The sequence below is a fragment of the Stenotrophomonas sp. YJH_SMC_64 genome (assembly GCF_059371375.1).
Genome location: NZ_JCAFUN010000010.1, coordinates 58375 through 85251, shown reverse-complemented (window position 1 = coordinate 85251; position 26877 = coordinate 58375). Strand labels below are relative to the sequence as shown.

Sequence of the window (26877 nt, the reverse complement as noted above, 5' to 3'; positions counted from 1 at the left end):
CGGCACGACACGGCCCTGATCCATTAGGCTTGAGCCTCCAGCGGAGTCCGGGAAGACGATGAACGACAACGGCAGCAGTCCCAGCAAGCGCGCCGGCAAGGCAGTGACGGTGACCGACATCGCGCGTGCCATCGGCGTGTCACGGGCGACCGTGTCGCTGGTGTTGCGCGGCAGCCCGCTGGTCAACGTCGATACCCGTGCCAAGGTCGAGGCCGAGCTGCGCCGGCAGCGCTATGTCTACAACCGCGCTGCCGCCAACCTGCGCCGGCGTACCTCGTCGAGCATCGCGCTGGTGATCAACGATCTTTCCAACCCGTTCTTCGCCGAATTCGCGTCCGGCGTGGACGAGGCGCTGGGCGGACGCGGCTACGTGACCCTGCTCGGCAGCACTGGCGAATCGCCGGAGCGCCAGCAGGCGGTGCTGTCCACGTTGATGGAGCACACCCCGGCCGGCCTGATCCTGTCGCCGGCCGAGGGCAGCGATACCGTGCAGTTGCGACAGGCACTGGGTGCCAATGCCAACGTGCTGCTGTTCAACCGCGAACTGGAAGGGGCCGACTGGGACTTCCTGACCCTGGACAACCAGCACGGCGCCTATCTGGCCACGCGTCACCTGATCGAGCGCGGCCATCGCCAGATCGCCTTCTTCGGCGGCCACGCTGCATCGAGCTCGTGCCACCAGCGCCGTGCCGGTTTCCAGCAGGCGCTGGCCGAGGCCGGTCTGTCGCTGCCGCCGGGCTGGATGATCGAGTCGGCGCCGAACCGTCTGGAAGCCGCTGCGCGCACCGATGAGCTGTTTGCCGATGGCCATCGGCCGAGTGCGGCGGTCTGCTACAACGACACCGTCGCGCTGGGCCTGATGCTGGGCTTGAATTCACGGGGCATCCGTCCGGGAGGTGACTTTGCCGTTACCGGCTTCGACGATATTTCCGAGGCTGCGGTGGCGGTGCCGCCGTTGACCACGCTCACCGCCGATCCGCGCGAGCGGGGCCGGCAAGCTGCGGCGCTGCTGCTGCAACGACTGGACGAACCGGACGCGCCGCCACGGCGCACGGTCGCGCCGGTGCAGTTGCGCATCCGCGAAAGCAGTGCCGCACGACCGAACTGATTTATTCCATACACCCCTTCCACGCAACAACGACCTTCCGCGCATCGAGGCGCGTACCGCATGCCGATCTCCGCAACGCCCCGTCCAACGGGATCTTCGGGCAACGCACCTGCCGTCACCAACGGCAAGGCGCTGGCCGTGGTCACCACGATCTTCTTCATGTGGGGCTTCCTGACCTGCCTCAATGACATCCTGATCCCGCACCTGAAGGCGGTGTTCGAGCTGAACTACGCCAAGGCGATGCTGGTGCAGTTCACCTTCTTCGGCACCTATTTCCTGATGTCGCTGCCGGCGGGTCGGCTGGTGGCGGCGCTGGGTTACAAGAAGGGCATCGTGGCCGGCCTGGTGATTGCCGGTATCGGCGCGCTGGGCTTCTGGCCGGCGGCCGAGCTGCGCGTGTATGGCGCCTTCCTGGGCGCACTGTTCGTTCTGGCCACCGGCATCACCGTGCTGCAGGTTGCTGCGAACCCCTACGTCGCGCTGCTGGGCCCGGAGCAGACCAGCTCCAGTCGCCTGACCCTGGCGCAGGCACTGAACTCGCTGGGCACGGCCATCGCCCCGATCTTCGGCGGCATGCTGATCCTGTCCAACACGGTGAAGAGTGCCGATGACATCGCGGCACTGCCGGCCGCCGAACAGCTGGCCTACCGTGCCGCCGAGGCGCAGGCCGTGCAGGGCCCGTACGTGGGGCTGGCCGTTGCGCTGGTGCTGCTGGCGCTGTTCGTATACCTGTTCCGCCTGCCGGCACTGAGCGACGCCACCGAGCAGGCCGACAAGGGCCACCACCACAGCTACCTGGATGCGCTGCGCAAGCGCCACCTGCTGCTGGGTGTGCTGGGCATCTTCTTCTACGTCGGTGCCGAAGTTTCGATCGGCAGCTTCCTGGTCAACTACCTGTCGATGCCCAACATCGGCGGCTTCAGCGAGCAGGAAGCCACGCGTTACGTGTCGGCCTACTGGACGATGGCGATGATCGGCCGCTTCGCCGGCTCGGCGCTGCTGGCGCGCTTCTCGCCCAGCCGCCTGCTGGCGATCTTCGCGCTGGTCAACGTGGGGCTGCTGGTCACGACCATGCTGACCTCCGGCAACATCGCGCTGTACTCGGTGGTGGCGATCGGCCTGTTCAACTCGATCATGTTCCCGACCATCTTCGCGCTGAGCATCGAGCGCCTGGGCCCGCTGACCAACAAGGGTTCCAGCCTGCTGATCATGGCCATCGTCGGCGGTGCGGTGGTGCCGTACCTGCAGGGTGTGCTGGCCGACCACATCGGTGTGCAGGCCAGCTTCATCCTGCCGCTGCTGTGCTACGGCTACATCATTTTCTACGGACTGGTCGGCGCACGTACGCCGGCTTCCGCAACGCAGGGAGGCTGAGTCCGGAATGGGTTCCATCGTTTGCTTCGGCGAAATTTTGATCGATCTACTAGCGCAGCCGCCGGCCTCGGCCGATACGCCGCGGGCGTTCCTGCAGTACGCCGGCGGTGCGCCGGCCAACGTTGCCGTGGCCGCTGCGCGGCTGGGCGCGAAGACCCAGTTCGTCGGCATGCTCGGCCGTGACATGTTCGGTGACTTCCTGGCCGACAGCCTGGTCGAGCACGGCGTGGGCACGGATTACATCGTGCGTACCGATGCGGCGAAGACCGCGCTGGCCTTCGTCGCCCTCGACGCCAGTGGCGAGCGCAGCTTCAGCTTCTACCGCCCGCCGGCGGCCGACCTGCTGTTCCGTGACAGCGATTTCCAGGCCGCCTGCCTCGACAGCGCGCAGTGCTTCCACGTCTGCTCCAACAGCCTGACCGAGCCGGGCATCGCCGAGGCGACCTTTGCCGGCATGGACCGTGCACGTGCGGCCGGCGCAGTGGTCAGCCTGGACCTCAACCTGCGGCCCGCGCTGTGGCCGGCGAACGAGGATCCGACGCCGCGCCTGTGGCAGGCGCTGGAACGCGCCGATCTGGTGAAGCTGTCGCGCGAGGAGCTGGACTACCTGGCCGCGCCGCTGGGCAATGACGGCGAGGCGACGGTGCTGCGGCGCCTGCTGGCCGCGCAGGCGCGCTGGGTGATCGTCACCGACGGTGCGGCCACACTGCATTGGTATACCCGCGACAACCACGGCACGGTCACCAGTTTCCGCGTGGCCACGGTCGACACCACGGCTGCTGGCGATGCCTTCGTCGGTGGCGTGCTGGTCGGCCTGCTGGAGCGCGGTGGGGCGGGCGCTGGTTTCGCTGCGTTCTGCCAGGACCCGGAGGCGATCACCGCCACGCTGCGTTTCGGCGCCGCCGTGGGGGCGCTGGCTGTTACCCGCAAGGGCGCGTTCGCCGCAATGCCCTCGCTCGATGAAGTGCAGCAGCTGCTGCAGGCACAGGACATTACCGCATGAGCACCTCGCCCGATTTCCGTTCGCCCGCGTTCCTGCGCGCGCACATCGCCGATACCATGGCGTTCTACCATCCGCGCTGCATCGATCCGGACGGCGGCTTCTTCCACTACTTCCGGGATGACGGCAGCGTCTACGATGCCAGCCACCGGCACCTGGTGAGCAGCACGCGCTTCGTCTTCAACTACGCGATGGCCTACCGCGAATTCGGCAATGCCGAGTACCGCGAGGCGGTCGAGCACGGCGTGCGCTACCTGCGCGAGGTGCACCGCAACCCGGCTACCGGTGGCTACGCCTGGACCCTGCGTGATGGCAAGGTCGAGGACGACATGAACCACTGCTACGGCGTGGCGTTCGTGCTGCTGGCCTACAGTTGCGCGCTGAAGGCCGGTATCGAACAGGCGCGTGTGTGGATGGACGAAACCTGGCAGCTGCTGGAAGCGCGCTTCTGGGAGCCACAGCACGGCCTGTACAAGGACGAGGCCGACGGCCAGTGGAACTTCACCGGCTATCGCGGCCAGAACGCCAACATGCACATGTGCGAGGCGATGCTGGCGGCGTTCGAGGCCAGTGGTGAGCAGCGCTATGTCGAGCGTGCGCTGCAGCTGGCCGACAACATGACCCGCCGCCAGGCGGCCAAGGCCGGCGGGCTGGTCTGGGAGCACTACGATGAGAACTGGGAGATCGACTGGGACTACAACCTGGACGACCCCAAGCACCTGTTCCGCCCGTGGGGCTTCCAACCGGGGCACCAGACCGAGTGGGCCAAGCTGTTGCTGATCCTCGATCGCCACGTGCAGGCCGACTGGCTGGTGCCGACCGCGCAGCACCTGTTCGATGTGGCCGTGGCGCGCAGCTGGGACGAAGCGCGCGGTGGCTTGTACTACGGTTTCGCACCCGAAACGCGCCGACAGCCGGGCATGGACGGTGCGCCGATCGGTGGCGACAGCTTCGTCTGCGACGACGACAAGTATTTCTGGGTGCAGGCCGAAACGCTGGCCACCGCCGCACTGATGGCCAAGCGCACCGGTGATGACCGCTACTGGCAGTGGTACGAACGCATCTGGGCGTACTCGTGGGAGTACTTCGTCGACCACCAGTACGGTGCCTGGTTCCGCATCCTTGATGCCGACAACCGCAAGTACAGCGACGAGAAGAGCCCGGCCGGCAAGGTGGATTACCACACCATGGGCGCGTGCTACGAAGTGTTGAACGTGCTGCGCTGAAGATCGTTCGAAGGCAGTATTGCCAGGCCATGCCTGGCAATCCGGAATCGGTAGCGCCGGGCGACGCCCGGCGGAAAAACAGGAGCTCCGCGTGCATCGTCTTTCCCTCGTTGTCCGTCTGCTCCTGCTGCTGATCGCAGTCTCCGCCTTCCCGGCAACTGCAGCCCCGCTGCAGGCGCGATGGGAATTCCGCATGCTGCCCGGCGATGCGCAGGGCGCCGCCCACCCGGGCCTGCAGCAGTGGCGTGCGGCGAAGGTGCCGGGCAGCGTGCACACCGACCTGCTCGCCCATGCGCTGATCCGCGATCCGTACGTCGGTGCGCCTGAGGCAGAGCTGCAATGGATCGGGCTGGCTGCCTGGGAGTACCGCGCCCGCTTCGACGTGGATGCGGCGACACTGACCAAGCCCAATGCCGAGCTGCGCTTCGATGGGCTGGATACCTATGCCGAAGTCAGCCTCAACGGCAGGCGGCTGCTGCGCGCGGACAACGCGCACCGCACCTGGCGTGCGCGCGTGGACGGGCGCCTGCGCGCGAATGGCAATGAACTGCAGATCGTGTTCCGTTCACCAATCCGCACGCTGTTGCCGGGTGTGCAGGCGATGCCGCACAAGATCGCCGGCAACTATCCTTCGCCCTATGGCGATGAGCCCAAGGACGCGATGGTCGGCAACTTCGCGCGCAAGCCGGCCTATCACTTCGGCTGGGACTGGGGCCCGCGCTATGTCACCGCCGGCGTGTGGCGCGGGGTCGACCTGCAGGCCTGGGATGCGCACCGCCTGATCGATCTTGCCGTGCGTACCGATGCATTGAGCGCGGAGCAGGCGAAGCTGGCCGTGCTGCTGGAGATGGAGCAGGGCGCGGCGGCCGGTTCTGCGGTGGTGAATGTCGATGTGCGCGATCCGCAGGGTCGCATCGTGGCCCAGGTGCAGCGCACGGTGCTGCTGAAGCCCGGCCAGAACGCCGTCGAAGTACCGGTCGAACTGGTCAAGCCGCAGCGCTGGTGGCCGGTCGGCCACGGTGCACAGGACCGCTACACCGTGCAGGCCCGCCTGGACGGTGGCGCCGATGCAGCGCTGGTGCGCGAGCAGCGCATCGGCCTGCGCACGGTTGAACTGCGCCGCGAGCAAGACGGCAAGGGCGGGCAGGGCTTCGCTTTCGTCATCAACGGCGTGGAGATCTTCGCAAAGGGCGCCAACGTCATTCCGTTCGATGCCTTCCCCGCACGGGTCGACGCCGCGCGCCTGCGCCAGGTGCTGACCGCCGCACGCGACGCCAACATGAACATGCTGCGCAACTGGGGGGGCGGCTACTACGAGGACGATGCCTTCTTCGACATCGCCGACGAACTGGGCCTGCTGGTCTGGCAGGACTTCATGTTCGGTGGTGGCATGCAGCCGGGCTACGATCCGGCCTTCCGTGCCAGCGTGGTGGCCGAGGCACGCGACAATGTGCGCCGGCTGCGCCATCACCCCAGCATCGTGCTGTGGTGTGGCAATAACGAGGAAGAAACCGCCTGGAAGGACTGGGGCCACGGCCGCGACCTGAAGGCGGCCGACCCGGCGTTTGCAGCGAAGGTCTGGCAGGGCTATGTCGACCTGTTCGGCAATGACCTGCGCCGGGTGGTGGGTGAGGAGGGACTGGGCGTGCCGTACTGGTCCAGCTCGCCCAGTAACGACCTGGGCGAAAAGGCGAACGACTCTACCCGTGGCGACAAGCACTACTGGCAGGTCTGGGGTAATCCGGCGCTGCCGGTGCAGGCTTACCTGCGCGAGACGCCGCGCTTCATGTCCGAGTACGGCCTGCAGGCATGGCCGTCGGTGGCCACCGTTGACCAGATCGCCACCCGCGCCGAGCAGCGCATCGACAGCCCGGTGATCCGCGCGCACCAGAAATTCATGGCCGGCGAGGGCAACAGCCGCCTGCTGCACTACATCGAACTGGGCTACGGCACGCCGAAGGACTTCGAGGACTTCGTCTACCTCAGCCAGGTGATGCAGGCCGATGGCATCGCGCTGGCCGCGTTGCACCATCGCGCTTCGCGGCCGTACACCATGGGCTCGCTGTACTGGCAGCTCAACGACGTCTGGCCGGGTGCTTCATGGTCCAGCGTGGACTACTTCGGTCGCTGGAAGGCATTGCACTTTGCCGCGCGGCGCTTCTTCGCGCCGGCCACGCTGGCGGCATTGCGTGACGAGGGCAGTACGCGGGTGCGCCTGATCAATGATGGCGCTGCCGGAGATGCACGCTGGCGGCTGCGGGTGATGGATGTGGATGGCAAGGTGCTGCGTCGTCGCGAGGACGCGGTGACGTTGACGGCGGCGGGCGTCACCTCGATTGGTGATTTCCGCGATGCCGAGCTGCTGGCCGGTGCCGATCCGAAGCGCACGGTGGCCGTGTTCGAGCTGCTGCAGAACGGGGCGGTCAGTGCCCGCCAGATCGTCGGATTCGTCGAAGCCAAGGACCAGGTGTTGCCGCGGCAGAAGCTGAAGGCCACCCTGTCCATCGAAGGCGATCACTACCGTCTGCGCCTGGAAAGCGCGTCTTACGTGCGCGCGACGTGGATCGATTTCGGCGCGCTGGATGTGCAGGTCGAAGACAACCTGCTGGATCTGCTGCCGGGCGAAATCCGCGATATCGCGGTGCGTGGCCCGGTGGACCTGACGACCCTGCGCGAAGCAATGAAGCTGAAGACCCTCAACGATCGTTGAGGGCGGCGTATCCCGCATTGGCAGGTGCCAACCTTGGTTGGCACACACCGAACATGCCAACCAAGGCTGGCATCTAGCAGACGCGGAGCCGGGCAGGTGTGGACCGCTGGTCCGCCCACCTCGATCGTTGAGGGCGGCACATCCTGTTTTGGTAGGTGCCAACCTTGGTTGGCACACCCGGAACATGCCAACCAAGGTTGGCATCTACCAGACGCGGAGACGGGCAGGTGCGGACCGTTGGTCCGCCCACCTCGATCGTTGAGGGCGGCACATCCTGTTTGGGTAGGTGCCATCCTTGGTTGGCACACCCCGAACATGCCACCCAAGGCTGGCATCTACCAGACACGGAGCCGGGTAGGTGCGGACCGTTGGTCCGCGCACCTCGATCGTTGAGGGCGGCACATGCTGTTTTGGTAGGTGCCAACCTTGGTTGGCACACCCGGAACATGCCAACCCAGGTTGGCATCCACCAGACGCGGAGACGGGTAGGTGCTGACCGTTGGTCCGCACACCTCTCTTCTTTACAGCTGGATCTGCTGGAAGTTCTCGACCCGCTCGTGGCCGTTGGCGGCCTGGCCGATGCGCGGCATCGGGTAGTCATCCAGGCGATCAATCAGGCGGGTCTGCAGGCCGGCTTCGCGGGCGGCGTCCAATTCCTCCACCACATCGGACAGGAACACGATCTCGCCGGCCGGCACGCCGATCGCCTGCACGATGCGGTGGTAGCTGTCGGCCTCGCGCTTGCCACCGATCTCGGTATCGAACCAGCCCGACACCAGCGGGCTGAGGTCACCGGCATCGCTGAAACCGAAGAACAGCTTCTGCGCCGGCACCGAGCCGGAGGAGTACACGTACAGCGGCAGGCCGGCAGCGTGCCAGCCCTTCAGCACCGGCGCCACTTCCGGGTAGAAGTGCGCGGTGTAGTCGCCGCGGCGGTAGCCTTCATCCCAGATCAGGCCCTGCAGCGCCTTCAGCGCGGTGTGCTTGCGGTCCTGGTCGATCCAGCCCTGCAGCGTCTCGGCCACCAGGCTGTCCTGGCAGGCGCCGCCGATCTCGGTAGCCACCGCGTCCAGCCAGCGGCGGACCTCCGGCTGCTGGCCATGTTCGGCGACGAACGCCGGCAAGGCCTTGCGGGCATAGGGGAAAAGCACGTTCTTGACGAACGAGATGCTGCTGGTGGTGCCTTCGATGTCGGTCAGGATGACGCGGGGCTGCATGGATCAGGACGCCTGGGTAGGTACGTAACGGGGGAACTTCTGCGCGATGTCGGTGCCGGTGAAATGACCCACCCAGCCGTCCGGCTCGGTGAAGAAGCGGATCGCCACGAAGCTCGGTTCATCGCCCATGTCGAACCAGTGGGTGGTGCCATCGGGCACGGCGATCAGGTCGTCCTTCACGCACTCGATCTCATAGACCTTGTCACCCACGTGCAGGGTGAACAGGCCGGAGCCTGCGACGAAGAAGCGCACCTCGTCTTCCTTGTGGAAGTGTTCGTCGAGGAACTTCTTCCGCAGCTCGGCGCGGTTCGGGTTGTCCGGGGCGATCGAGGCCACGTCCACGCTCTTGAAGCCGCGCTCGGCGACCAGGCGGTCGATGTCCGCGCGGTAGGCGGCGAACACTTCCTCCTGGCTGGCGCCGGGCGCAACCGGTGCGGTGGCCTGCCAGCGCTCGAAGGTGACGCCGATCTTCTGCAGTTCGGCAGCGATGACCGCGCCGTCCTGGGTGTCCAGCAGCGGCGATTCGGGGCGGGTGTCGTCGTAGATGCGCAGTCGGCTCATGGCGGCAGCTTGAACGTCTCGGGGGGAAGACAGGGTATCAGGGTGGGGGCGAGGTGCAGATTCCGGATCGGCATCTGCACCTGCGCGCGGGTTCAGCCGCGCAGCCTGCGCAGTTCCAGTTCGCAGTGGAACAGGAATTCGAAGGCTTCCAGATGACGGCGCGCCTCGGCCATGTCACGGCCCCAGGCGTACAGGCCGTGGCCGTCGATCAGGTAGCCCCACAGGTTCTGGCGGTCGAGCAGATCATCGACCTGCTTCGAAAGCACGTTCATGTCCTGGGTGTTGGCGAACACCGGTACGTCGATGGCCATCTCGTGGGTGCTGTTGCCGGCGAAGGCCTTCAGCAGTTCGTAGCCTTCCAGGTGCACATGACCCTGCGGCGCGTACAGGCGCGAGGCAATGGTCTGCACCGGCGAATGGGTGTGCAGTACGCAGCCGATTTCCGGGAAGCGGCGGTACAGCTGGGTGTGCAGCAGGGTCTCGGCGGAGGGGCGCAGCGGGCGGCCGACGGCCTTGCCATCGAAGTCCACCACCATGATGTCGTCCTCGATCAGGCGGCCCTTGTCCTTGCCCGAGACGGTGATCGCGGCGTGGCGGTCATCCAGGCGGTGGGAGAAGTTGCTGCTGGTGGCCGGGGTCCAGCCGGCCTGGGCCAGTTCGCGGACGTTGTCGATCAGCAGCTGGGCCAGTTCGCCCAGGCGGGCGGTGTCGTAGGGGAAGGTGGTGGTGTCCATGGACGGCATTTTACGTGATCCGGCCCGATGCTGGGCCCGCGCGGCGACCGCCTGCCTGCTGCGTGGGCAACGCGAAGCGGCGTGCTGGCAGGCGGCGCGCAGGGGTTGGATCGAGGCAAGCACAGCGCTGGCTGAATGGGGAGGGCAGCGCTCCCGCTGGAAGCGATTCCGGTCGTGGACAGCCCTCTTGCCGCGAAACATCATCGGATTGCCGCAGAAGTTCCGGCGAGCGCCAAGAAAAGGAGTACTTCGATGATCGCGCGCGCGATGGGGATGATGGGGGTGATTGGCATCATGCTTGCCAGCAGTGGCTGCACGATGGAATGGGTGAAGATGGATGCGGGTGCGCGGTCATTCGGCCCCGCCCATTCGAGTTGCAGGGCGCAGGCCGACGATCACTGGCCGGTCAGGAATGAAGTGGCCACGCGCACCGTCTACGAAGACCGCAAGGTGCCCTGCAGGCTTGATGAAGTCTGCGCCATTGACGGCAAGTACAACATGGTACCCATGCCGAAAGAGGAGAGTTACATCGTGGACGTCAACGCGTCCGACCGCAGCAGCGAGTTCAATGCCTGCATGGCCGGTGCCGGCTGGCAGCAGCAGCTCATCTGGTTCAATCGCCGCTAGGCGGGGCCGGCGCAGCGGACGACAGGGGCTCGACCGATTGCTGGTCAACGGAGTCGAGGCAACAGGGGCCAGCGGAGAATGATCTGGCTCTGCGAACCGTTCAGGCGTTGAGGCTGGAGACGAGCAGGGGGCGGGACAAGAACACGTACGACGTGGACGGAAAGTACGAGCGCGTGCAGCGACCGGAAATCGAGAAGGATGATGGAGATGGCTACGTGTATGCGAATGGCCGTGGCTGCGGGGCTTGCGCTGTTGAGCGGCGGTTGTGCGACCGAATGGGCCCGCTTCAGTGATCATGCTGATCCGCTGGATGAGTCGCGGTGGCGCTGCAGGGCAGAGGCCAACGAGAAGTGGCCGGAGAAGATGGACGTTGTCGAGCGCACCGAGGAGATCGAGGTGCTGACCGTCTGCAAGGAAGGCGAGACATGCGACGTGGATGGCAAATACATGACGATGCTGATGCCAAAGACCGAGCGCCACACCGTGGACGTCAACGCCAAGGAGAATCACAGCACTTCATGGGCTGCATGGGCGGCGCAGGCTGGATACAGAAGACCATCTGGTTTGGCCGCAGATGATCATCGTCGGGCGCCCTGGTCGCTGGGAATGACCATCATCCACGCATGGCGTGGATCCACCGGACGCGCAGGGAGAGTGTCGAAGGTGGGGAGGGGTGAGGTTGCGGGGGCGTGAGCCGCATGGATGCGGCGACCGAGCTTACAGGGATGTACTTGCAGCGCCCCCCGCAATCTCGCCCCTCCCCGCCAAACCCTCAGACCCGCTGTTGCCGTTGCCGTTGCTCCGGCTTCAAAGGCGGGTGCAGGGCCGCAGGCCCTGCAATCCCTTTACTTACCCCGCAGGCGGCTGTGCCTGAAACCGTAGCAGAAATAGATCACGAAACCGACGAACGTCCACACCCCCATCAGCATCCAGTTGTGCATCGTCATCGCCGACAGCAGGGCAAGGCAGCTCAACACGCCCAGGCTGCAGATCAGCCACGCCATCGGCATGCGGAACGGGCGCGGCAGGTCCGGCTGGGTACGGCGCAGGATCAGCACGCCGGCGCAGACTGCGGCGAACGCGATCAGCGTGCCCATCGAGGTCAGCTCGCCGAGGATGTCCAGCGGGAACAGCGCCGCCAGCAGCGCGATGCCGATGCCGGTGATCACGGTGTTGATGTGCGGAGTGCGGTACTTCGGGTGGATCCTGGTGAACACCGGCGGCAGCAGGCCGTCGCGGCCCATGATCATGAAGATGCGCGGCTGGCCGATGATCATCACCAGCACGACCGAGGACAGGCCGACCAGCGCGCCGACCTCGACCACCCAGCGCAGCCAGCCCAGCTGCGGATGCGCGGCCACGGCAGTCACCACCGGCTCGTCGGTGCCGAGCAGCTGGAACGGCACCAGGCCGGTCATCACCGCAGCCATCGCGATGTACAGCACGGTGCAGATCACCAGCGACAGCATCATGCCGAACGGCATGTCACGCTGCGGATTCTTCGATTCCTGCGCCGCCACCGACACCGCTTCGAAACCGATGTAGGCGAAGAACACCATCGCCGCGCCACGCAGCACGCCTTCCATGCCGTACTTGCCGGGGCCTTCGTTGGCGGGAATGAACGGGGTCCAGTTGCTGGTGTCCACATACTTCCAGCCGACCACGATGACCAGCAGGATCAGGCCGGTCTTCAGCACGACCATCGCCATGTTCATCGCCGAGGACTTGCTGATGCCGACGTAGCACAGCCAGGTCAGCAGCAGTACCAGCGCAGCGGCCGGCAGGTTGGCGATCGCGCCGGTGGGGCGCAGCTGTGCATCGAGTGGGGCGCTGACCAGCGCCGCCGGTAGATGGATGTCGAACTGGCTGAGCAGGCTCAGGAAATAGCCGGTCCAGCTGACCGCGACCGCCGAGGCGGAGACGCCGTACTCGAGCACCAGCATCCAGCCGATGAACCAGGCCGAGAGCTCGCCGAAGGTGGCGTAGGTGTAGGTGTAGGCGCTGCCGGAGACCGGCACCATCGAGGCGAATTCGGCATAGGCCAGTGCGCAGAAGGCGCAACAGATGGCGGCCAGTACGAACGACAGCATGATGGCCGGGCCGGCGTGGTTGGCGGCGGCCTGGCCGGTGATGACGAAGATGCCGCCGCCGATCACCGCGCCGATACCGAGGGCAGTCAGGCCCCAGGGGCCGAGGTGGCGGCGCAGGCTCAGGCCGTTGGCCTCTTCATGGGCGGCATGCGGGTGCTTGGTGGCCCACAGTTGCTTGAACATGTGTGGTGGTCTTGTCGAAGCGCGCCACGGGCGGCGCGCGGGGAAAACGGACGGGCCGGCGCGAGGCCGGCCCGTCGGCGGATCAGGGCGACTTGGCAAGCTTGCTGTTGCGGATGCCGTAGCCCAGGTAGATCAGCAGGCCGAGCAGGGTCCAGCCAACGAACAGGTGCCAATGCACCACGAACGCCTGCCAGAACAGGAACAGGCAGGTGGCAGCGCCGAGCGGGCAGATGATCCAAACCATCGGCACGCGGAACGGGCGGTGCAGGTCCGGCTTGGTATAGCGCAGCACCAGCACGCCGACGCAGACGGTGGCGAAGGCCAGCAGGGTCCCCATCGAGACGAGTTCGCCCAGCACGTTCAGTGGCACCAGGCCGGCCAGCGCGGCAGCGATCACGCCGACCACGATGGTGGCGACGTACGGGGTGCGGAAGCGGGCGTGGACCTTGCCGAAGAACTTCGGCAGCAGGCCGTCGCGGGAGATGGTGTAGGCGATGCGGGTCTGGCCCATCATCATCACCAGCACCACCGAGGACAGGCCGGCGATGGCGCCGATTTCCACGAACGTCTTCAGCCAGGACAGGGTCGGGTAGGGCTCCAGCGCGGTGGCCACCGGCTTGTCGGTGCCCAGCAGGTGGTACGGCATCATGCCGGTCAGTACCGCGCAGACGATGATGTAGACGATCGTGCACACCGCCAGCGAGCCGAGCAGGCCGATCGGCATGTTGCGCTGTGGGTCCTTGGTTTCACCGGCGGCGGTGGAGACCGCGTCGAAGCCGATGTAGGCGAAGAACACGATGGTGGCGGCGCGGAAGATGCCGCTCCAGCCGAACTCACCCGGCACGCCGGTGTTTTCCGGGATGAACGGCTGCCAGTTGGCCGGGTCGATATGGGCCGCGCCGATGCCGATGAACAGGCAGATGACGGTGACCTTGATTGCCACGATGATGGCGTTGACGAAGGCCGACTGGGTCACGCCCACGTACAGCAGGCCGGACACCGCCGCCACGATCAGCACCGCCGGCAGGTTGAACAGCTTGCCGGAGGAGACGAACTCGCTGCCGGTCCAGGCGATGGGCGCGGCGCTGAGCAGGTCCGGGAACGGCATGTGCAAGGTGGTGGTGATGAAGCTGATCAGGTACGCCGACCAGCCCACCGCGACCGAGGCCGAGGCGAACAGGTACTCCAGCACCAGGCACCAGCCGATGAACCAGGCCATGCCTTCGCCCAGGGTGGCGTAGGAGTACGAGTAGGCACTGCCGGAGACCGGCATCATCGCCGCGAACTCGGCGTAGCACAGGCCCGCCAGGGCACAGGCGAAACCGGCCAGCACGAACGAAAGCATCACCGCCGGGCCGGCATGGTTGGCCGCGGCCTGGCCGGTCAGCACGAAGATACCAGCGCCGATCACCGCACCCACGCCAAGCAGGATGAGGTGTTTAGCCGTGAGGGTCCGTTTCAGCGTGGCTTCGCCGTCCAGGCTGCCTTCGATGGGTTCGCCGGCATCGACGTGCCCGGCCGGTTCAACCGGCTTGACCCTCAACAGAGCTTTCAGCATGCAGTACTTCCTAGTGATCGGATGGGGTGGGCCGCCGATACGTTGCCGGCAACCCTGGAATGGTGAAGGCCGCGCGAACGGCCCGCTGTACCTTAGCCAAAGCTGAAGCCAACGCACAAGCGCAATCGCAACAATGAACGGCGATAATGAGCAGTATTTTTCCAGACCGCCCCCATTCATGCGCCAGACCGCCGAAACCCTTGCCGTGCTTGACGATCGCTTGCGTGGCCTGCTGCGGGACTATGCCCGCCGTGAGCCTGCCCACGACGCACTGGCTGCCGAATTCGGCACATTGCTGGACGATCCGGAAGATCCGTTCCGCCGCGAGCGCCTGGCCGGCCACTTCACCGCCAGCTGCTGGCTGGTCAGTGCCGATGGCCAGCGCCTGCTGCTGACCCACCACCGCAAGCTGCAACGCTGGCTGCAGCTGGGCGGCCACGCCGACGGCGACCGTGACCTGGCCCAGGTGGCGCTGAAGGAGGCCGAAGAGGAGTCGGGCCTGAGCGGCCTGGTGCTGGAAGACCCGGCGATCTTCGATCTGGACAAGCACTGGATCCCGGAGCGCAAGGACGTGCCGGGGCACTGGCACTACGACGTGCGTTTCGTGATCCGCGCGCTGGGTGGCGAAGCCTTCGTGCTCAGCGACGAGTCACTTGACCTGGCATGGCGGCCGGTGACCGAAGTCGCGTCCGATCAGGAATCGGACGAGTCCATGCAGCGCATGGCGCGCCGCTGGCTGGCACGTTGAGGTAAAAAGGGGACGGAGGGGATTAAGTCGTTTATAGCGCATGTGCCGCTAACGACTTAATCCCCTCCGTCCCCTTTTTTCAATACAGGATGCGCGTCCGCAGCGTGCCCGGAATCGCGGCCAGCTCGTCGCGCACGGCGGCGGCCTGTTCCTCGCTGGCGGTGATGTCGATCACCACGTAGCCCACCTTCGGGTCGGTGCGCAGGAACTGGCCGTCGATGTTGACGTTGTGGCGCGAGAAGATCTCGTTGACCTTGGACAGCACGCCCGGCACGTTCTGGTGGATGTGCAGCAGGCGCAGGCTGTCTTCGTGTTCGGGCAGGGTCACTTCCGGGAAGTTGACCGCCGACAGCGTGCTGCCGTTGTCGCTGTAGCGCACCAGCTTGGCCGCCACCTCCACGCCGATGTTGTCCTGCGCCTCCAGCGTGCTGCCGCCCACGTGCGGGGTCAGGATCACATTGTCGTGGCGGGTCAGCGGCGATTCGAAGATATCGCCATTGCCCTTCGGCTCGACCGGGAACACGTCCAGCGCGGCGCCACCGACGTGGCCGCTGGCCAGGGCCGCGTCCAGCGCATCGATGTCGACCACGGTGCCGCGCGCGGCGTTGATCAGGTGCGCGCCCTTGCGCATCTTCGCCAGCTCGGTGCTGCCGATCATCCACTGCGTGGCCGGGGTCTCCGGCACATGCAGGGTGACGATGTCGGCGCGGGCCAGCAGGTCGTCCAGGCTGGCCGCAGCACGCGCATTGCCCAGCGCCAGCTTGGTTTCCACGTCGTGGAAGATCACCTGCATGCCCAGCGATTCGGCCAGCACGCCGACCTGGGTGCCGATGTGGCCATAGCCGATGATGCCCAGGGTCTTGCCACGCACCTCATGGCTGCCGCTGGCCGACTTCGACCAGCCGCCGCGATGGCACTCGGCATTCTTCTGCGGAATGCCACGGGTGAGCATGATGGCCTCGGCAATCACCAGCTCGGCCACGCTGCGGGTGTTGGAATAGGGCGCGTTGAACACCGGGATGCCGGCCAGCTCGGCCGCGTCCAGGTCGACCTGGTTGGTGCCGATGCAGAAGCAGCCCACCGCGATCAGGCGCTTGGCCTCGGCCAGCACCTCGGCGCTGAGCTGGGTGCGCGAACGGATGCCGACGATGTGCGCCTCGGCGATGCGTGCCTTCAGTTCGTCCTCGGGCAGTGCCTTGGTGTGCGCCTCGATCTGGCTGTAGCCGGCGGCGCTGAACACCTCCACGGCGGTCTGGCTGACCCCCTCCAGCAACAGCACGCGGATATCCTGCTTGGGGAACGAGGTCTTCTTCGGCGACATGGGGCGACACGGCCAGTGGGACAGGGGCTGACCACTATGCCAGATCGAAGCGCCCATGGTGCAGTGCGCAATTGGTTGCATCCGTAGCTATCTGCAGCGCGGCAGGGCTGGACGCTGGCGCGTGCCGCTGGCACGCTTGCCCGTTCTTCACGCCCCGCGCTGGACCGTCATGACCGATTCCCGCATTGCCTCGCTGCAGCAGGCCTGTCCCGGCCTGAAGCTGAAGACCGACCCGGCCGACCTGGAGCATTACGGGCGCGACTGGACCCGGCGCTGGACGCCGGCGCCGTTGGCGATCGCACTGCCGGCCACGGTCGAGGAAGTGCAGGCGGTGATGCGCTGGAGTGCGGGCGAGGGCGTGGCCGTGGTGCCGTCCGGCGGCCGTACCGGCCTCTCCGGTGGCGCGGTGGCTGCCAACGGCGAGCTGGTGCTCAGCCTGGAACGGATGAACAAGGCGCTGGCCTACGACGCGGTCGATCGCACCCTGGTGGTGCAGGCCGGCATGCCGCTGGAAGCCGTGCACAACGCCGCGCTGGACCACGGCCTGATCTACCCGGTGGATTTCGCCGCGCGTGGTTCCTGCACGATCGGCGGCAACATCGCCACCAATGCCGGTGGCATCCGCGTGATCCGTTACGGCAACACCCGCGAGTGGATCGCCGGGCTGAAGGTGGTCACCGCCAGTGGCGAGTTGCTGGAGCTCAACAAGGGCCTGATCAAGAACTCCAGCGGCTATGACTTCCGCCAGCTGCTGATCGGTTCGGAAGGCACGCTGGGCGTGATCGTCGAAGCGACGGTGAAGCTGACCGATCCGCCGCCGGCCAGCAACGTGATGCTGCTGGCGCTGCCCAGCTTCGAAGTGCTGATGCAGGTATTCGCCGCGTTCCGCGCACGGCTGCAGCTGCAGGCCTTCGAATTCTTCACTGATCGCGCGCTGGAGCACGTGCTGGCGCATGGTGCGCAGGCACCGTTCGACGAGGTGCACCCGTATTACGTGGTCACCGAGTTCGCCGCCAACGACGAAGCGCAGGAAGCGGCGGCGATGGCGGCCTTCGAGGACTGCATGGGCAACGGCTGGGTCAGCGACGGCGTGATCAGTGCCAGCGATGCCCAGGCCGCCCAGTTGTGGCGCCTGCGCGAAGGCATCACCGAATCGCTGGCGCGCTACAAGCCCTACAAGAACGACGTCTCGGTGCGGATCTCGGCGATGCCGGCGTTCCTGGCCGAGACCCAGGCATTGATCGGGCAGGCCTACCCGCACTTCGATGTGGTGTGGTTCGGTCATATCGGTGACGGCAACCTGCACATCAACGTGCTCAAGCCCGATGACACCAGCGACGCCGATTTCGTGGCGCAGTGCGAGCATGTGACCAAGCTGCTGGCGCAGGTGCTGGCCCGGTTCGATGGCAGCATCTCGGCTGAACACGGCATCGGCCTGGTCAAGAAGGGCTACCTGGACAGCACCCGCGGCCCGGCCGAGATCGCCCTGATGAAGGCGGTCAAACGTGCGTTCGATCCCCAAGCGCGGCTGAATCCCGGCAAGCTGTTCGACGTTTGAGCCGGGCAAATCCTTCACGCACCCGTTACGCTCCACGCATCCTCACAACCGGCTTCGAACCGATGACCCGTCCGCTTCTGCTGCTCGCCCTGCTGTCCCTGCCGCTGGCCGGCTTCGCTTCCAGCTTCGCCGGCACCTCGGCCGGTTCCGCCACCGGTGCATCGTCGGGCTCTTCGGCCAGCAGCTCGGGCGACGACAAGGTGGTGCAGGCCGCACGCGACGATGCCGCCGCGTTCATCGCCAGCGACGGCCAGATCCGTGGCGCCCGCCTGCAGGCCGCGCTGGTCCATCTGCGTGAGCAGAGCGCTGCCGCGCAGCAGCAGAGCGACCTGGAACTGGCCCGCGCGCTGCTGGCGCGTTGATCCCGGGTAGTGCCGGCCGCTGGCTGGCAACGCCATGACATCTGCACGGAACGCAGCCAGGCATGGCCTGGCTCTACTGCTGGCCGTTCCGGCCGCACATGCCAGCAGCGACCTGCGCCTGGATCCGGAAGGGCTGAGCCCTGCACAGCAGCAGGTGGCGATGCAGACCCTGGCCGACGTGCAGTCCCTGCTGCCAGATGGCCTGCTGCGCGCACTGCCAGCACACGTGCAGGTGCGCTGGAGCGACCACCTGCCGGCCGATGTGCACGGTCGCGCTTTCGCCGGCCGCATCGACCTGCGTCGCGAGCTGCTGGATGATGCCGTGCCCGGCGCACGCCGTGCACGACGCAGCGCGCTGGTGCATGAACTGACCCATGTTGCAGACCGTAGCGGCGCGAACTGGTCGCGCAGTGCGCGCTGGCGCGACCTGGCCGGATGGCAGCGCAAGCCCTGGCATCTTGGCCGTGGTGGCAACGACTTCCGTGACCGTAGTCCGGATGCCTATGAGCTGAAGGACCCGGCCGAGTACCTGGCAGTGAACGCCGAGCATTTCGTGCTCGACAGCGAGTTTGCCTGCCGGCGCCCGGCGCTGGCGCAGTGGTACCAGGCCCATTTCGGAACCCCGCCATCGCTGCCGCAGTCGCACTGCGCGGCCACGTTGCCATTGCTGCAGGCCGAATCGGAAGAGGGTGCGGCATCGCTGCTGCAGCTCGATCCTTCGCGCGTCTACGCCGTGGACTACCTGTTCGCCGAAGGCAGTGCGCAGCCGATGAGCCGCTGGGGGCACAGCATGCTGCGGCTGGTGATCTGCCGGCCGGGCCGTGCGCCGGGGCCAGACTGCCGCCTGGACCTGGAGTACCACCGCGTGCTGTCGTTCCGCGCATTCGTAGGTGATGTGCAGATTTCCAACTGGCGTGGCCTGACCGGCGGCTATCCCTCGCGCCTGTTCGTGCTGCCGCTGCAGCAGGTGGTGGACGAGTACACCAAGGTGGAACTGCGTGGGTTGCAGTCGCTGCCGTTGCAGTTGTCGCCCGGCGAGATCGCCGGCCTGCTCGAGCGCACTGCACAGGTGCACTGGAGCTATGACGGGCGCTATTACTTCGTCAGCAACAACTGCGCGGTGGAAACTGCAAAGCTGCTGCAGGCGGGTGTGCCGCGCCTGGGGGCGGCCGGGCTGGCCCAGCTGAGTCCGCGCGGGTTGAAGCGTCGGCTGTCCCGGCTGCATGTGCTGGACGAGCAGGTGCTGACGGACCGCAATGCAGCGCAGGCGCAGGGCTACTACTTTGCCTCGGCGCGCGATCACTATCAGCAGTTGTTCGCGGTGGCGAGCTCACAGCTGGGGCTGCCGGTGCGCGATGTGCGCGCCTGGCTGAAGCTGCCCGCACAGCAGCGTGCGCCCTGGCTGCTGCAGGGTGACCTGCGTGCCAGCGCCGGGCTGCTGCTGCTGGAACAGGCTGCGCAACGCCGCGCTGAACTGCGCGCGCGCGATGTGCTGAAACGGCGCCTGCTGGCGGCACCGGACAGTGCCGAGACGCGCGGCCTGCGCCAGCTGCTGGAGCAGGGTGGGCAATGGCTGCGCCCGGGTACGCTGCTGGTCGACGATGGCTACGGATTGCCGCTTGCCGATGAGCAGGCGGTGCTGGCCGAAGCGGTTGCCACTGCCAGCGCAGAGGCGGTGCCGGCCTGGCAGGCGCTGCGCGTGCAGCTGCGCCAGCAGTTGCCGGCGGGCCAGCGCAACGAGATGGATGCGATCGATGCCAACCTCGCCGCGCTCGGCGCACGCCTGCGGGAACAGGCAGCCACGCCCGCTACTGGCGCGGAAGCTCGATGACGAAGCGGCTGCCGCCGGCGCTGCCGGGCGTGCAGTAGACGCGGCCGCCATGTGCATCGGCGATGGCCTTGACCACCGCCAGGCCCAGCCCGCTGCCGCCGCCCTGGCGCGAGCGCGAGCCGTCGGCGCGCATGAACGGAGTGAAGATGTCGGTGTGAAGTTCCGGGTCGATGCCCGGGCCTTCGTCCTCGATCGCCACCTGCACGTGTCCGGGCGTGTCGTGCACGGCAATCCGCACCTTGCCCGGGCTGGCGTAGCGGCGCGCATTCTCCAGCAGTGCCAGCAGGGCCTGGCGCAAGCGTGTCGGGTCACAGTGCGCGTTGTGTTCCTCGCGGCTGGTTTCCAGCTCCAGCACGAAGCCGGCGGCGCGGAACTGCGGGTCGACCAGGGTCATCACCGAATGCACTTCGGCCACCACGTCGGTGCGCGCGCGGCGTACGTCCAACCGCGCGTTGTCGGACAGGCTCAACACGCGCAGATCCTCGATCAGGCGTGAGAGGCCTTCGACCTGTGCCAGCAGGCTGCGGAACTGGGATTCGTCTGGCTGGAACACACCCTCGGCCAGCCCCTGCAGGCGACCACGCAGGATCGTCACCGGAGTCCGCAGTTCATGGGCAATGGCCGCATGCCACATCGCGCGCTCGCTCTCCATGTGCTGCAGGCGGCGCGCCATCGCATTGAAATCCTCGACCAGGGTGGCCACTTCGCCGGGCGAGTTTTCCTGGGCGCTGGCGCGCGCACCGAGGTCGCCGCCGGCAAGCGCGCGCACGCTGTCGACCAGCGAATTCAACGGCGACAGGATGCGGTGGGCAAGGCGGAACGAGGCGGCGATGGCCAGTGCCAGGCCGGTCAGGATCACCCCGACCATCCATGCCAGCTCCGGCCCGGTCGGCAGCCAGCTTTCCGGCTCTTCGGCACTGCCGGGGAAGAACTCGACCAGCACCGCGTACAGCAGCCACGATGACAGGATCATCATCACGATGACGCCGATCACCATCAGCGACATCGAGACGATGATGTGGCGACTGAGCCCGGAGCGGCGCAGGCGGGCCATCAGCGGTCGGCCATCAACCGGTAGCCGACACCGCGCACGCTGGCCGGAACATTGACCATGCCCACTTCATCCAGCTTGCGGCGCAGCTTGCTGACATGGCTGTCGACCGTGCGCTCCAGCGCCTCGCTTTCCGGCAGGCATTCGTGCATCAGTTCGCTGCGGCTGAAGATGCGGGTCGGCGCCAGCGCCATGCAGTGCAGCAGCTTGAACTCGGTGAGGGTGAGCAGCACTTCGTGGCTGTAGCCGTCGCCTTCCACATGCACGGCATGGGTGGCCGAGTCGATCAGCAACGGGCCCGCGCGCAGTGCGGTCGGTGCGTCCACGCGCGAGCCACGCAGCGTACGCCGCAGCACGGCGCGCACGCGCGCTGCCACTTCGGCTGGATTGAACGGCTTGACCACGTAGTCGTCGGCGCCCATGCGCAGCGCAGTCAGCTTGTCCAGGTCCTGGTCCAGCGCGGTCAGCATGATCACCGGCGTTTCGCCGCGCTGGCGTAGCTGGGTCAGTACGCTCCAGCCATCCAGCCGCGGCAGTTGTACGTCGAGCAGGACCAGGTCGGGGCGGGCGCTGCGGTGCAGGTCCAGTGCACTGTGGCCATCGGCGGCACGCAGGGTGCGTAGTCCTTCGCGTTCCAGGTAGGCGGTAAGAATATCGGCGATCTCGGCCTCATCCTCGACGATCAGGACGAGGGCGGCGAGGGCAGGGGAGGCATGCATGCAGGGGCGGGGCCTTAAGGTGCTTGCCTCCATCGTATCTCCACAGTTCCTCCATCGAAACCCCATCATCGCCCCGCAGACTGCACGCTTCAGAACCTATCAGCCGCCCGCGCGGCATTGTGCACAGCAATGAGAACCTTCAGGACTCCGGTCGCGTTGATCGCGGCCCTCGCCCTGGCCATGACGGCCTGCTCCGCCCCCGAAGCCACGCCCGAAGCGGCACCGCGCGTCAGCGTGGTCACTGTCGGCCCGCAGGTCGTGCAGCGCGATGACGAACTGCCCGGCCGCGTGGCCGCCGTACGCACCGCACAGATCCGTGCCCAGGTGGGCGGCATCGTGCAGCGCCGGCTGTTTGAGCAGGGTGCGGAAGTGCGCGCCGGCCAGGCCCTGTTCCAGATCGATCCGGCGGCGTTCCGTGCCGATGTCGACTCGGCACTGGCCGCGCTGCAGCGCAGTGAGGCAGCCCTGGGCCGCAGCCGCGTGCAGTCGCAGCGCCTGCATGCGCTGGCGGCCGCGCAGGCGGTCAGCCAGCAGCACCGCGACGATGCCAGTGCCGAGTACGAACAGGCCCGTGCCGCGGTGAACGAAGCGCGCGCGATCCTGGCGCGTCGCCAGCTCGATCTGCGCTATGCCACGGTCAGCGCGCCGATTGCCGGCCGCATCGACCAGGCGCTGGTGACCGAAGGTGCACTGGTCGGCGTGGCCGATGCCGAGCCGATGGCGGTGGTGCAGCAGATCGACCAGGTCTACGTCGATGTGCGCCAGCCAGCGGCGCAGCTCGAGTCGCTGCAACGCAGTGCCGGTGGCGGCGAGCTGCCGGTGACGATCATCGGTGCGGCCGGCAAGCCGCTGCCCGAACGTGGCCAGATGCTGTTCTCCGGCATCAATGTCGATGCGCGCACCGGTGATGTGATCCTGCGCATCCTGGTCGACAACCCGCAGCGCCAGCTGCTGCCCGGCATGTACGTGCGCGCGAAGGTGCCGCGGGGTGCGCCGGCCAGCGCACTGACCGTGCCACAGCAGGCCGTGCTGCGCAGTGCCGGTGGCCAGGCCTATGCCTGGGTGATCGGTGGCGATGGCAAGGCGGTGATCCGCACGCTGGAAGTGGACGGTAGTGTCGATCGCCAATGGCTGGTGCGCACCGGCCTGAAGGCGGGCGAAAAGGTGGTGGTCGAAGGCCAGGAACGCCTGCAGGAAGGCGTGGTGGTCGATGCGCGCGACTGGCAGATGCCGGTCGCCAGCGCCGGCGCGGTGCAGGCCGGCAGCAAGGGCTGAGCCTCTACCGGGCCGGTCCCTCCAGGAAAATCCAACATGGCACGTTTCTTCATCGATCGCCCGGTGTTCGCCTGGGTGCTGGCGATCTTCATCATCCTGGCCGGTGTGCTGGCGATCCCGCGGCTGGCGGTGGAGCGCTATCCGGCGGTTGCCCCGCCCAGCGTCAGCATCTACGCCAGTTACCCGGGTGCGAGCCCGCAGACGCTGAATGACGCGGTGGTCGGCCTGATCGAGCGCGAGCTGTCCAGCGTCAAGCACCTGCTGTACTTCGAGTCGTCGGTGGACACGTCCGGCGAAGCCTCGATCACCGCCACCTTCAAGCCGGGCACCAACCCGGAGCTGGCGCAGGTGGACGTGCAGAACCGGATCAAGGCGATCGAGCCGCGCCTGCCGCGCAGCGTGCGCCAGAACGGCCTGTTCGTGGAGGCCGCCGATTCCGGTTTCCTGATGCTGGTCGGCCTGCGTTCGCCGGATGCCAGCGTCAGCGAGGCCGCACTGGGCGACTTCATGGCGCGCAACATCATCGAGGAGCTGCGCCGCATCGATGGCGTCGGCCGCGTGCAGCTGTTCGGTGCCGAACAGGCGATGCGCGTGTGGCTGGACCCGACCCGGTTGACCGGCTATGGGCTGACCATGGGTGACGTGGCCGCTGCCATCGAGCAGCAGAACCTGGAGATCTCGCCGGGGCGCATCGGCGATTCTCCGGGTGTTCCGGGCCAGCGCATCACCGTGCCGCTGAGTGCCGATGGCCAGCTGTCCACGCCGGAGCAGTTCGCTGCCATCGTGCTGCGCGCCGGGGCCGACGGCTCGCGGGTGGTGCTGGGCGATGTCGCCCGCGTTGAACTGGGCGCGCAGAGCTATGCCTGGGGCACCCGCGAGGATGGTCATCCGGCCACCGCCGCCGGCGTGCAGCTGCGTCCTGGCGCGAACGCGGTTCGCACCGCGTCGGCGGTGCGCGAGCGCATGGCCGAGCTGGCGCCGCTGTTGCCGCGCGGCGTGGAGGCGAGCATTCCGTTCGACACCGCACCGTTCGTCAAGATCTCGATCCAGAAGGTGGTGCAGACGCTGCTGGAGGCGATGCTGCTGGTGTTCGCAGTGATGTACCTGTTTCTGCAGAACTGGCGCTACACGCTGATTCCGGCACTGGTCGCACCGATCGCGTTGCTGGGCACCTTCGCGGTGATGCTGGCGCTGGGCTTCTCGATCAACGTGCTGACCATGTTCGGCATGGTGCTGGCGATCGGCATCATCGTCGACGACGCCATCGTGGTTGTCGAGGGCGTGGAACGGATCATGGCCGAGGAAGGCCTGCCGCCGCGCGAGGCCACCATCAAGGCGATGCGCGAACTGACCGGTGCGGTGATCGGCATCACCCTGGTGCTGACCGCGGTGTTCATTCCGATGGCGCTGGCCAGCGGCTCGGTGGGTGCGATCTACCGCCAGTTCACCGTGGCGATGGCGGTGTCGATCCTGTTCTCGGCGCTGCTGGCATTGAGCCTGACGCCGGCGCTGTGCGCGACCCTGCTGCGCCCGAACACCCATGGCCACCATGGTCGGGGCGGTCTGTTCGGCGCCTTCAATCGTGGCTTCGAACGGATGACCGGGCGCTACCAGCGTGGCGTGGCGTCGGTGCTGCAGCGGAGCGGGCGGGTCATGGGCGTGTTCGCCGCGCTGGTGGCGGCGCTGCTGCTGGGCCTGCACTGGCTGCCGGGCGCCTTCCTGCCGGAAGAGGACCAGGGCTACTTCATGACCTCGATCCAGCTGCCGGCCGAAGCCACCGCCGAACGCACGCTGGCCGTGGTCGAAGCCTACGAACGGCACGTGGCGTCACGCCCGGGCATCGGCTCCAACCAGTCGATCCTCGGCTACAGCTTCTCCGGTTCCGGCCCGAGCGCGGCGCTGACCTACACGATGCTGAAGGACTGGGGCGAGCGTGCAGGGGCCACCGCGGCCGGCGAAGTGGAGGCCGCGCAGAAGGCGATGGCGACGATTGCCGAGGGCGAGGTGATGAGCGTGATGCCGCCGGCGATCGACAGCCTGGGCCGTTCGTCCGGCTTCTCGCTGGCGCTGCAGGCGCGCACCGGGCAGAGCCAGGCCGAGCTGCGTGCGGCCCTGCAGCAGCTGCTGAAGCTGGCCGAGGCCAGTCCGCTGCTGTCGGAGGTGCATGCCGATGGCCTGCCGGCAGGTACCAGCGTGCGGCTGGACATCGATCGCGCCAAGGCCGAGGCGATGGGCGTGGGGTTCGAGCAGATCAGCAGCACGCTGTCGGCGGCGATGGGCTCGCAGTACGTCAACGACTTCCCCAACAAGGGGCGGCTGCAGCAGGTGATCCTGCAGGCCGATGCACCCCACCGGATGGAGCTGGAGGATGTGCTGAAGCTATACGTGCGCAACAGCGAAGGCGGCATGGTGGCGTTGTCGGAACTGGTGACGCCGCACTGGACCGAGGCGCCGCTGCAGCTGCAGCGCTATCTCGGCTTCCCGGCGCTGAACCTGTCCGGCGCACCGGCCTCCGGCGTGTCGACCGGCCAGGCCATGGCGGAGATGGAGCGGTTGGCGGAGAAGCTGCCGTCCGGTTTTGCCCTGCAGTGGACCAGCCAGTCGCTGCAGGAGCGGGAGTCCGGTGCGCAGGCGCCGTGGTTGCTGCTGTTGTCGATGCTGGTGGTGTTCCTGGTGCTGGCGGCACTGTACGAGAGCTGGTCGATCCCGCTGGCGGTGATGCTGGTGGTGCCGCTGGGCCTGCTCGGTGCGGTTGCTGCGGTGCTGTTGCGGGGCATGCCCAACGACGTGTTCTTCAAGGTCGGCATGATCACCGTGATCGGGCTGTCGGCGAAGAACGCGATCCTCATCGTCGAGTTCGCGCGCCAGCTGCAGCAGCAGGGTCGCGGCCTGGTTGAAGCAGCGCTGGAGGCGGCGCGGCTGCGCCTGCGGCCGATCGTGATGACCTCGTTGGCATTCGCGCTGGGCGTCGTGCCGCTGATGCTGGCGCAGGGCGCGTCGAAGGAAACCCAGCAGGCGATTGGAACCGGTGTGTTCGGCGGCATGGTCAGTGCGACGGTGCTGGCGGTGTTCTTCGTGCCGGTCTTCTATGTAGTGGTGCAGGGCGCGCGGCAGTGGATCGCGCAACGCCTGCGCAGGCGCCGGCCGATGCCGGAAGGATCCGTGGATGGAACGGGACATCGTTGAAGACCTGCATGAGCGGCAGTTGGCAGCGCTGGAACAGCGCCTGCGGCAGGCATTGCTGGATGACGACCACGATGCGCTGACCGCGCTGGTATCGCCGGCATTGTTCATGATGGACGGGCAGGGCGGACGCTTGCTCGACCTGCCGTGGCTGGGCGACTGGCTGGCCGGAAACCTGCACGTGCGCTGCCTGCAGTCGTACGCGGTGGAAACGCTGCTGTGCGGACGCCTGGCATTGTTGTCCAGCGACGTGCGCTTGTCGGTGCGCGGGCAGGGCCAGGAGCGCGAGCTGAAACTGCGCCTGCTGCGGGTGTGGACCTGCAGTTCCGGCGAAAGCGGCGCGCAGCTGTTGTCGATGGCGGTACTGGCCGCATGAGTGCGGTCAGGCCGCTTTCAGGCCCCGCTCACCGACAGGTGGTAGGGTCGAGCCTCTCTGTAGTG

22 protein-coding genes are annotated in these 26877 nt (G+C 67.0%); 14 read left to right on the top strand and 8 right to left on the bottom strand.

The window, feature by feature from the left end; all coding sequences use genetic code 11:
• Positions 1-58 precede the first annotated feature (58 nt).
• The 5 genes from AC5P9L_RS12285 (at position 59) to AC5P9L_RS12265 (ending at position 7418) form a co-directional block, all read left to right on the top strand.
• Positions 59-1108, top strand: coding sequence for a LacI family DNA-binding transcriptional regulator (locus AC5P9L_RS12285; protein ID WP_005413180.1), 1050 nt, complete (start codon positions 59-61; stop codon positions 1106-1108).
• Between the two features lie 60 nt (positions 1109-1168).
• Positions 1169-2482: an L-fucose:H+ symporter permease gene (gene fucP / locus AC5P9L_RS12280; protein WP_279915650.1), complete on the top strand. Its 1314-nt coding sequence runs from the start codon at positions 1169-1171 to the stop codon at positions 2480-2482.
• A 7-nt stretch (positions 2483-2489) separates the two neighbouring features.
• Positions 2490-3485, top strand: a complete 996-nt coding sequence (locus tag AC5P9L_RS12275; RefSeq protein WP_012480047.1) for a carbohydrate kinase family protein — start codon at positions 2490-2492, stop codon at positions 3483-3485.
• Positions 3482-4708, top strand: coding sequence for an AGE family epimerase/isomerase (locus AC5P9L_RS12270; RefSeq protein WP_279915651.1), 1227 nt, complete (start codon positions 3482-3484; stop codon positions 4706-4708). Before AC5P9L_RS12275 ends, AC5P9L_RS12270 begins: the two co-directional genes overlap by 4 nt.
• Positions 4709-4799: 91 nt before the next feature.
• The gene (locus tag AC5P9L_RS12265) at positions 4800-7418 is read left to right on the top strand and encodes a beta-mannosidase (RefSeq protein WP_279915652.1); all 2619 of its coding nucleotides are present in this window, start codon (positions 4800-4802) and stop codon (positions 7416-7418) included.
• 521 nt (positions 7419-7939) lie between these two features.
• On the opposite strand, the gene mtnC is transcribed toward AC5P9L_RS12265, so the two are convergent.
• The 3 genes from mtnC to AC5P9L_RS12250 form a co-directional block, all read right to left on the bottom strand.
• On the bottom strand, positions 7940-8635 hold the full coding sequence (mtnC, locus tag AC5P9L_RS12260) for an acireductone synthase (protein WP_099497644.1): 696 nt from the start codon (positions 8633-8635) through the stop codon (positions 7940-7942).
• Between the two features lie 3 nt (positions 8636-8638).
• Complete coding sequence (locus AC5P9L_RS12255) at positions 8639-9196, bottom strand: 1,2-dihydroxy-3-keto-5-methylthiopentene dioxygenase (RefSeq protein WP_005409451.1); 558 nt, start codon at positions 9194-9196, stop codon at positions 8639-8641.
• Between the two features lie 92 nt (positions 9197-9288).
• The gene (locus AC5P9L_RS12250; protein WP_043035629.1) at positions 9289-9930 is read right to left on the bottom strand and encodes a methylthioribulose 1-phosphate dehydratase; all 642 of its coding nucleotides are present in this window, start codon (positions 9928-9930) and stop codon (positions 9289-9291) included.
• A gap of 252 nt (positions 9931-10182) precedes the next feature.
• Here AC5P9L_RS12250 and AC5P9L_RS12245 point away from each other — a divergent pair, with 252 nt between their 5' ends.
• Complete coding sequence (locus AC5P9L_RS12245) at positions 10183-10557, top strand: hypothetical protein (RefSeq protein WP_005413186.1); 375 nt, start codon at positions 10183-10185, stop codon at positions 10555-10557.
• A 198-nt stretch (positions 10558-10755) separates the two neighbouring features.
• Positions 10756-11250 (top strand): hypothetical protein, encoded by a 495-nt coding sequence (locus AC5P9L_RS12240; RefSeq protein ID WP_227415210.1) that lies wholly within the window; start codon positions 10756-10758, stop codon positions 11248-11250.
• A gap of 152 nt (positions 11251-11402) precedes the next feature.
• Here the strand turns inward: AC5P9L_RS12240 and AC5P9L_RS12235 are convergent, their stop codons facing one another.
• Both AC5P9L_RS12235 and AC5P9L_RS12230 read right to left on the bottom strand, forming a co-directional pair.
• Entirely contained in the window at positions 11403-12830 is a 1428-nt protein-coding gene (locus tag AC5P9L_RS12235) for an amino acid permease (RefSeq protein ID WP_005409455.1), read from the bottom strand.
• Between the two features lie 82 nt (positions 12831-12912).
• Complete coding sequence (locus AC5P9L_RS12230) at positions 12913-14388, bottom strand: amino acid permease (protein WP_005409456.1); 1476 nt, start codon at positions 14386-14388, stop codon at positions 12913-12915.
• Between the two features lie 133 nt (positions 14389-14521).
• Here AC5P9L_RS12230 and AC5P9L_RS12225 point away from each other — a divergent pair, with 133 nt between their 5' ends.
• Positions 14522-15136, top strand: a complete 615-nt coding sequence (locus tag AC5P9L_RS12225; protein WP_227415209.1) for an NUDIX hydrolase — start codon at positions 14522-14524, stop codon at positions 15134-15136.
• A 79-nt stretch (positions 15137-15215) separates the two neighbouring features.
• On the opposite strand, the gene serA is transcribed toward AC5P9L_RS12225, so the two are convergent.
• Positions 15216-16457, bottom strand: coding sequence for a phosphoglycerate dehydrogenase (serA, locus tag AC5P9L_RS12220; protein WP_033833465.1), 1242 nt, complete (start codon positions 16455-16457; stop codon positions 15216-15218).
• 169 nt (positions 16458-16626) lie between these two features.
• Here serA and AC5P9L_RS12215 point away from each other — a divergent pair, with 169 nt between their 5' ends.
• From AC5P9L_RS12215 to AC5P9L_RS12205, 3 genes are all read left to right on the top strand, one after another.
• The gene (locus AC5P9L_RS12215; protein WP_024958330.1) at positions 16627-18015 is read left to right on the top strand and encodes an FAD-binding oxidoreductase; all 1389 of its coding nucleotides are present in this window, start codon (positions 16627-16629) and stop codon (positions 18013-18015) included.
• Between the two features lie 62 nt (positions 18016-18077).
• Complete coding sequence (locus AC5P9L_RS12210; RefSeq protein WP_005409460.1) at positions 18078-18377, top strand: DUF2388 domain-containing protein; 300 nt, start codon at positions 18078-18080, stop codon at positions 18375-18377.
• Between the two features lie 34 nt (positions 18378-18411).
• Complete coding sequence (locus AC5P9L_RS12205) at positions 18412-20208, top strand: Lnb N-terminal periplasmic domain-containing protein (RefSeq protein ID WP_227415208.1); 1797 nt, start codon at positions 18412-18414, stop codon at positions 20206-20208.
• Here the strand turns inward: AC5P9L_RS12205 and AC5P9L_RS12200 are convergent.
• Complete coding sequence (locus AC5P9L_RS12200; RefSeq protein WP_005409462.1) at positions 20186-21262, bottom strand: ATP-binding protein; 1077 nt, start codon at positions 21260-21262, stop codon at positions 20186-20188. The genes AC5P9L_RS12205 and AC5P9L_RS12200 overlap by 23 nt on opposite strands.
• On the bottom strand, positions 21262-21978 hold the full coding sequence (locus tag AC5P9L_RS12195; RefSeq protein ID WP_005413196.1) for a response regulator: 717 nt from the start codon (positions 21976-21978) through the stop codon (positions 21262-21264). The genes AC5P9L_RS12200 and AC5P9L_RS12195 overlap by 1 nt, the downstream gene beginning before the upstream one ends.
• Positions 21979-22107: 129 nt before the next feature.
• Here AC5P9L_RS12195 and AC5P9L_RS12190 point away from each other — a divergent pair, with 129 nt between their 5' ends.
• The 3 genes from AC5P9L_RS12190 to AC5P9L_RS12180 are packed head-to-tail and all read left to right on the top strand — an operon-like array spanning position 22108 to position 26812.
• Positions 22108-23253: an efflux RND transporter periplasmic adaptor subunit gene (locus tag AC5P9L_RS12190; RefSeq protein WP_024958332.1), complete on the top strand. Its 1146-nt coding sequence runs from the start codon at positions 22108-22110 to the stop codon at positions 23251-23253.
• A 36-nt stretch (positions 23254-23289) separates the two neighbouring features.
• A complete protein-coding gene (locus tag AC5P9L_RS12185) occupies positions 23290-26439 on the top strand; it encodes a multidrug efflux RND transporter permease subunit (RefSeq protein WP_227415207.1) in 3150 nt (1049 codons plus the stop codon).
• On the top strand, positions 26420-26812 hold the full coding sequence (locus AC5P9L_RS12180) for a nuclear transport factor 2 family protein (protein ID WP_087803366.1): 393 nt from the start codon (positions 26420-26422) through the stop codon (positions 26810-26812). The genes AC5P9L_RS12185 and AC5P9L_RS12180 overlap by 20 nt, the downstream gene beginning before the upstream one ends.
• Positions 26813-26877 lie beyond the last annotated feature (65 nt).

What these genes read in the sequence shown, in the direction of transcription:
- AC5P9L_RS12285 (WP_005413180.1), top strand. Translation starts at nt 59, where the DNA reads ATGAACGACAACGGCAGCAGTCCCAGCAAGCGCGCCGGCAAGGCAGTG.
- fucP (WP_279915650.1), top strand. Translation starts at nt 1,169, where the DNA reads ATGCCGATCTCCGCAACGCCCCGTCCAACGGGATCTTCGGGCAACGCA.
- AC5P9L_RS12275 (WP_012480047.1), top strand. Translation starts at nt 2,490, where the DNA reads ATGGGTTCCATCGTTTGCTTCGGCGAAATTTTGATCGATCTACTAGCG.
- AC5P9L_RS12270 (WP_279915651.1), top strand. Translation starts at nt 3,482, where the DNA reads ATGAGCACCTCGCCCGATTTCCGTTCGCCCGCGTTCCTGCGCGCGCAC.
- mtnC (WP_099497644.1), bottom strand. Translation starts at nt 8,635, where the DNA reads ATGCAGCCCCGCGTCATCCTGACCGACATCGAAGGCACCACCAGCAGC.
- AC5P9L_RS12255 (WP_005409451.1), bottom strand. Translation starts at nt 9,196, where the DNA reads ATGAGCCGACTGCGCATCTACGACGACACCCGCCCCGAATCGCCGCTG.
- AC5P9L_RS12250 (WP_043035629.1), bottom strand. Translation starts at nt 9,930, where the DNA reads ATGGACACCACCACCTTCCCCTACGACACCGCCCGCCTGGGCGAACTG.
- AC5P9L_RS12245 (WP_005413186.1), top strand. Translation starts at nt 10,183, where the DNA reads ATGATCGCGCGCGCGATGGGGATGATGGGGGTGATTGGCATCATGCTT.
- AC5P9L_RS12240 (WP_227415210.1), top strand. Translation starts at nt 10,756, where the DNA reads ATGATGGAGATGGCTACGTGTATGCGAATGGCCGTGGCTGCGGGGCTT.
- AC5P9L_RS12235 (WP_005409455.1), bottom strand. Translation starts at nt 12,830, where the DNA reads ATGTTCAAGCAACTGTGGGCCACCAAGCACCCGCATGCCGCCCATGAA.
- AC5P9L_RS12230 (WP_005409456.1), bottom strand. Translation starts at nt 14,388, where the DNA reads ATGCTGAAAGCTCTGTTGAGGGTCAAGCCGGTTGAACCGGCCGGGCAC.
- AC5P9L_RS12225 (WP_227415209.1), top strand. Translation starts at nt 14,522, where the DNA reads ATGAACGGCGATAATGAGCAGTATTTTTCCAGACCGCCCCCATTCATG.
- serA (WP_033833465.1), bottom strand. Translation starts at nt 16,457, where the DNA reads ATGTCGCCGAAGAAGACCTCGTTCCCCAAGCAGGATATCCGCGTGCTG.
- AC5P9L_RS12215 (WP_024958330.1), top strand. Translation starts at nt 16,627, where the DNA reads ATGACCGATTCCCGCATTGCCTCGCTGCAGCAGGCCTGTCCCGGCCTG.
- AC5P9L_RS12210 (WP_005409460.1), top strand. Translation starts at nt 18,078, where the DNA reads ATGACCCGTCCGCTTCTGCTGCTCGCCCTGCTGTCCCTGCCGCTGGCC.
- AC5P9L_RS12205 (WP_227415208.1), top strand. Translation starts at nt 18,412, where the DNA reads ATGACATCTGCACGGAACGCAGCCAGGCATGGCCTGGCTCTACTGCTG.
- AC5P9L_RS12200 (WP_005409462.1), bottom strand. Translation starts at nt 21,262, where the DNA reads ATGGCCCGCCTGCGCCGCTCCGGGCTCAGTCGCCACATCATCGTCTCG.
- AC5P9L_RS12195 (WP_005413196.1), bottom strand. Translation starts at nt 21,978, where the DNA reads ATGCATGCCTCCCCTGCCCTCGCCGCCCTCGTCCTGATCGTCGAGGAT.
- AC5P9L_RS12190 (WP_024958332.1), top strand. Translation starts at nt 22,108, where the DNA reads ATGAGAACCTTCAGGACTCCGGTCGCGTTGATCGCGGCCCTCGCCCTG.
- AC5P9L_RS12185 (WP_227415207.1), top strand. Translation starts at nt 23,290, where the DNA reads ATGGCACGTTTCTTCATCGATCGCCCGGTGTTCGCCTGGGTGCTGGCG.
- AC5P9L_RS12180 (WP_087803366.1), top strand. Translation starts at nt 26,420, where the DNA reads ATGGAACGGGACATCGTTGAAGACCTGCATGAGCGGCAGTTGGCAGCG.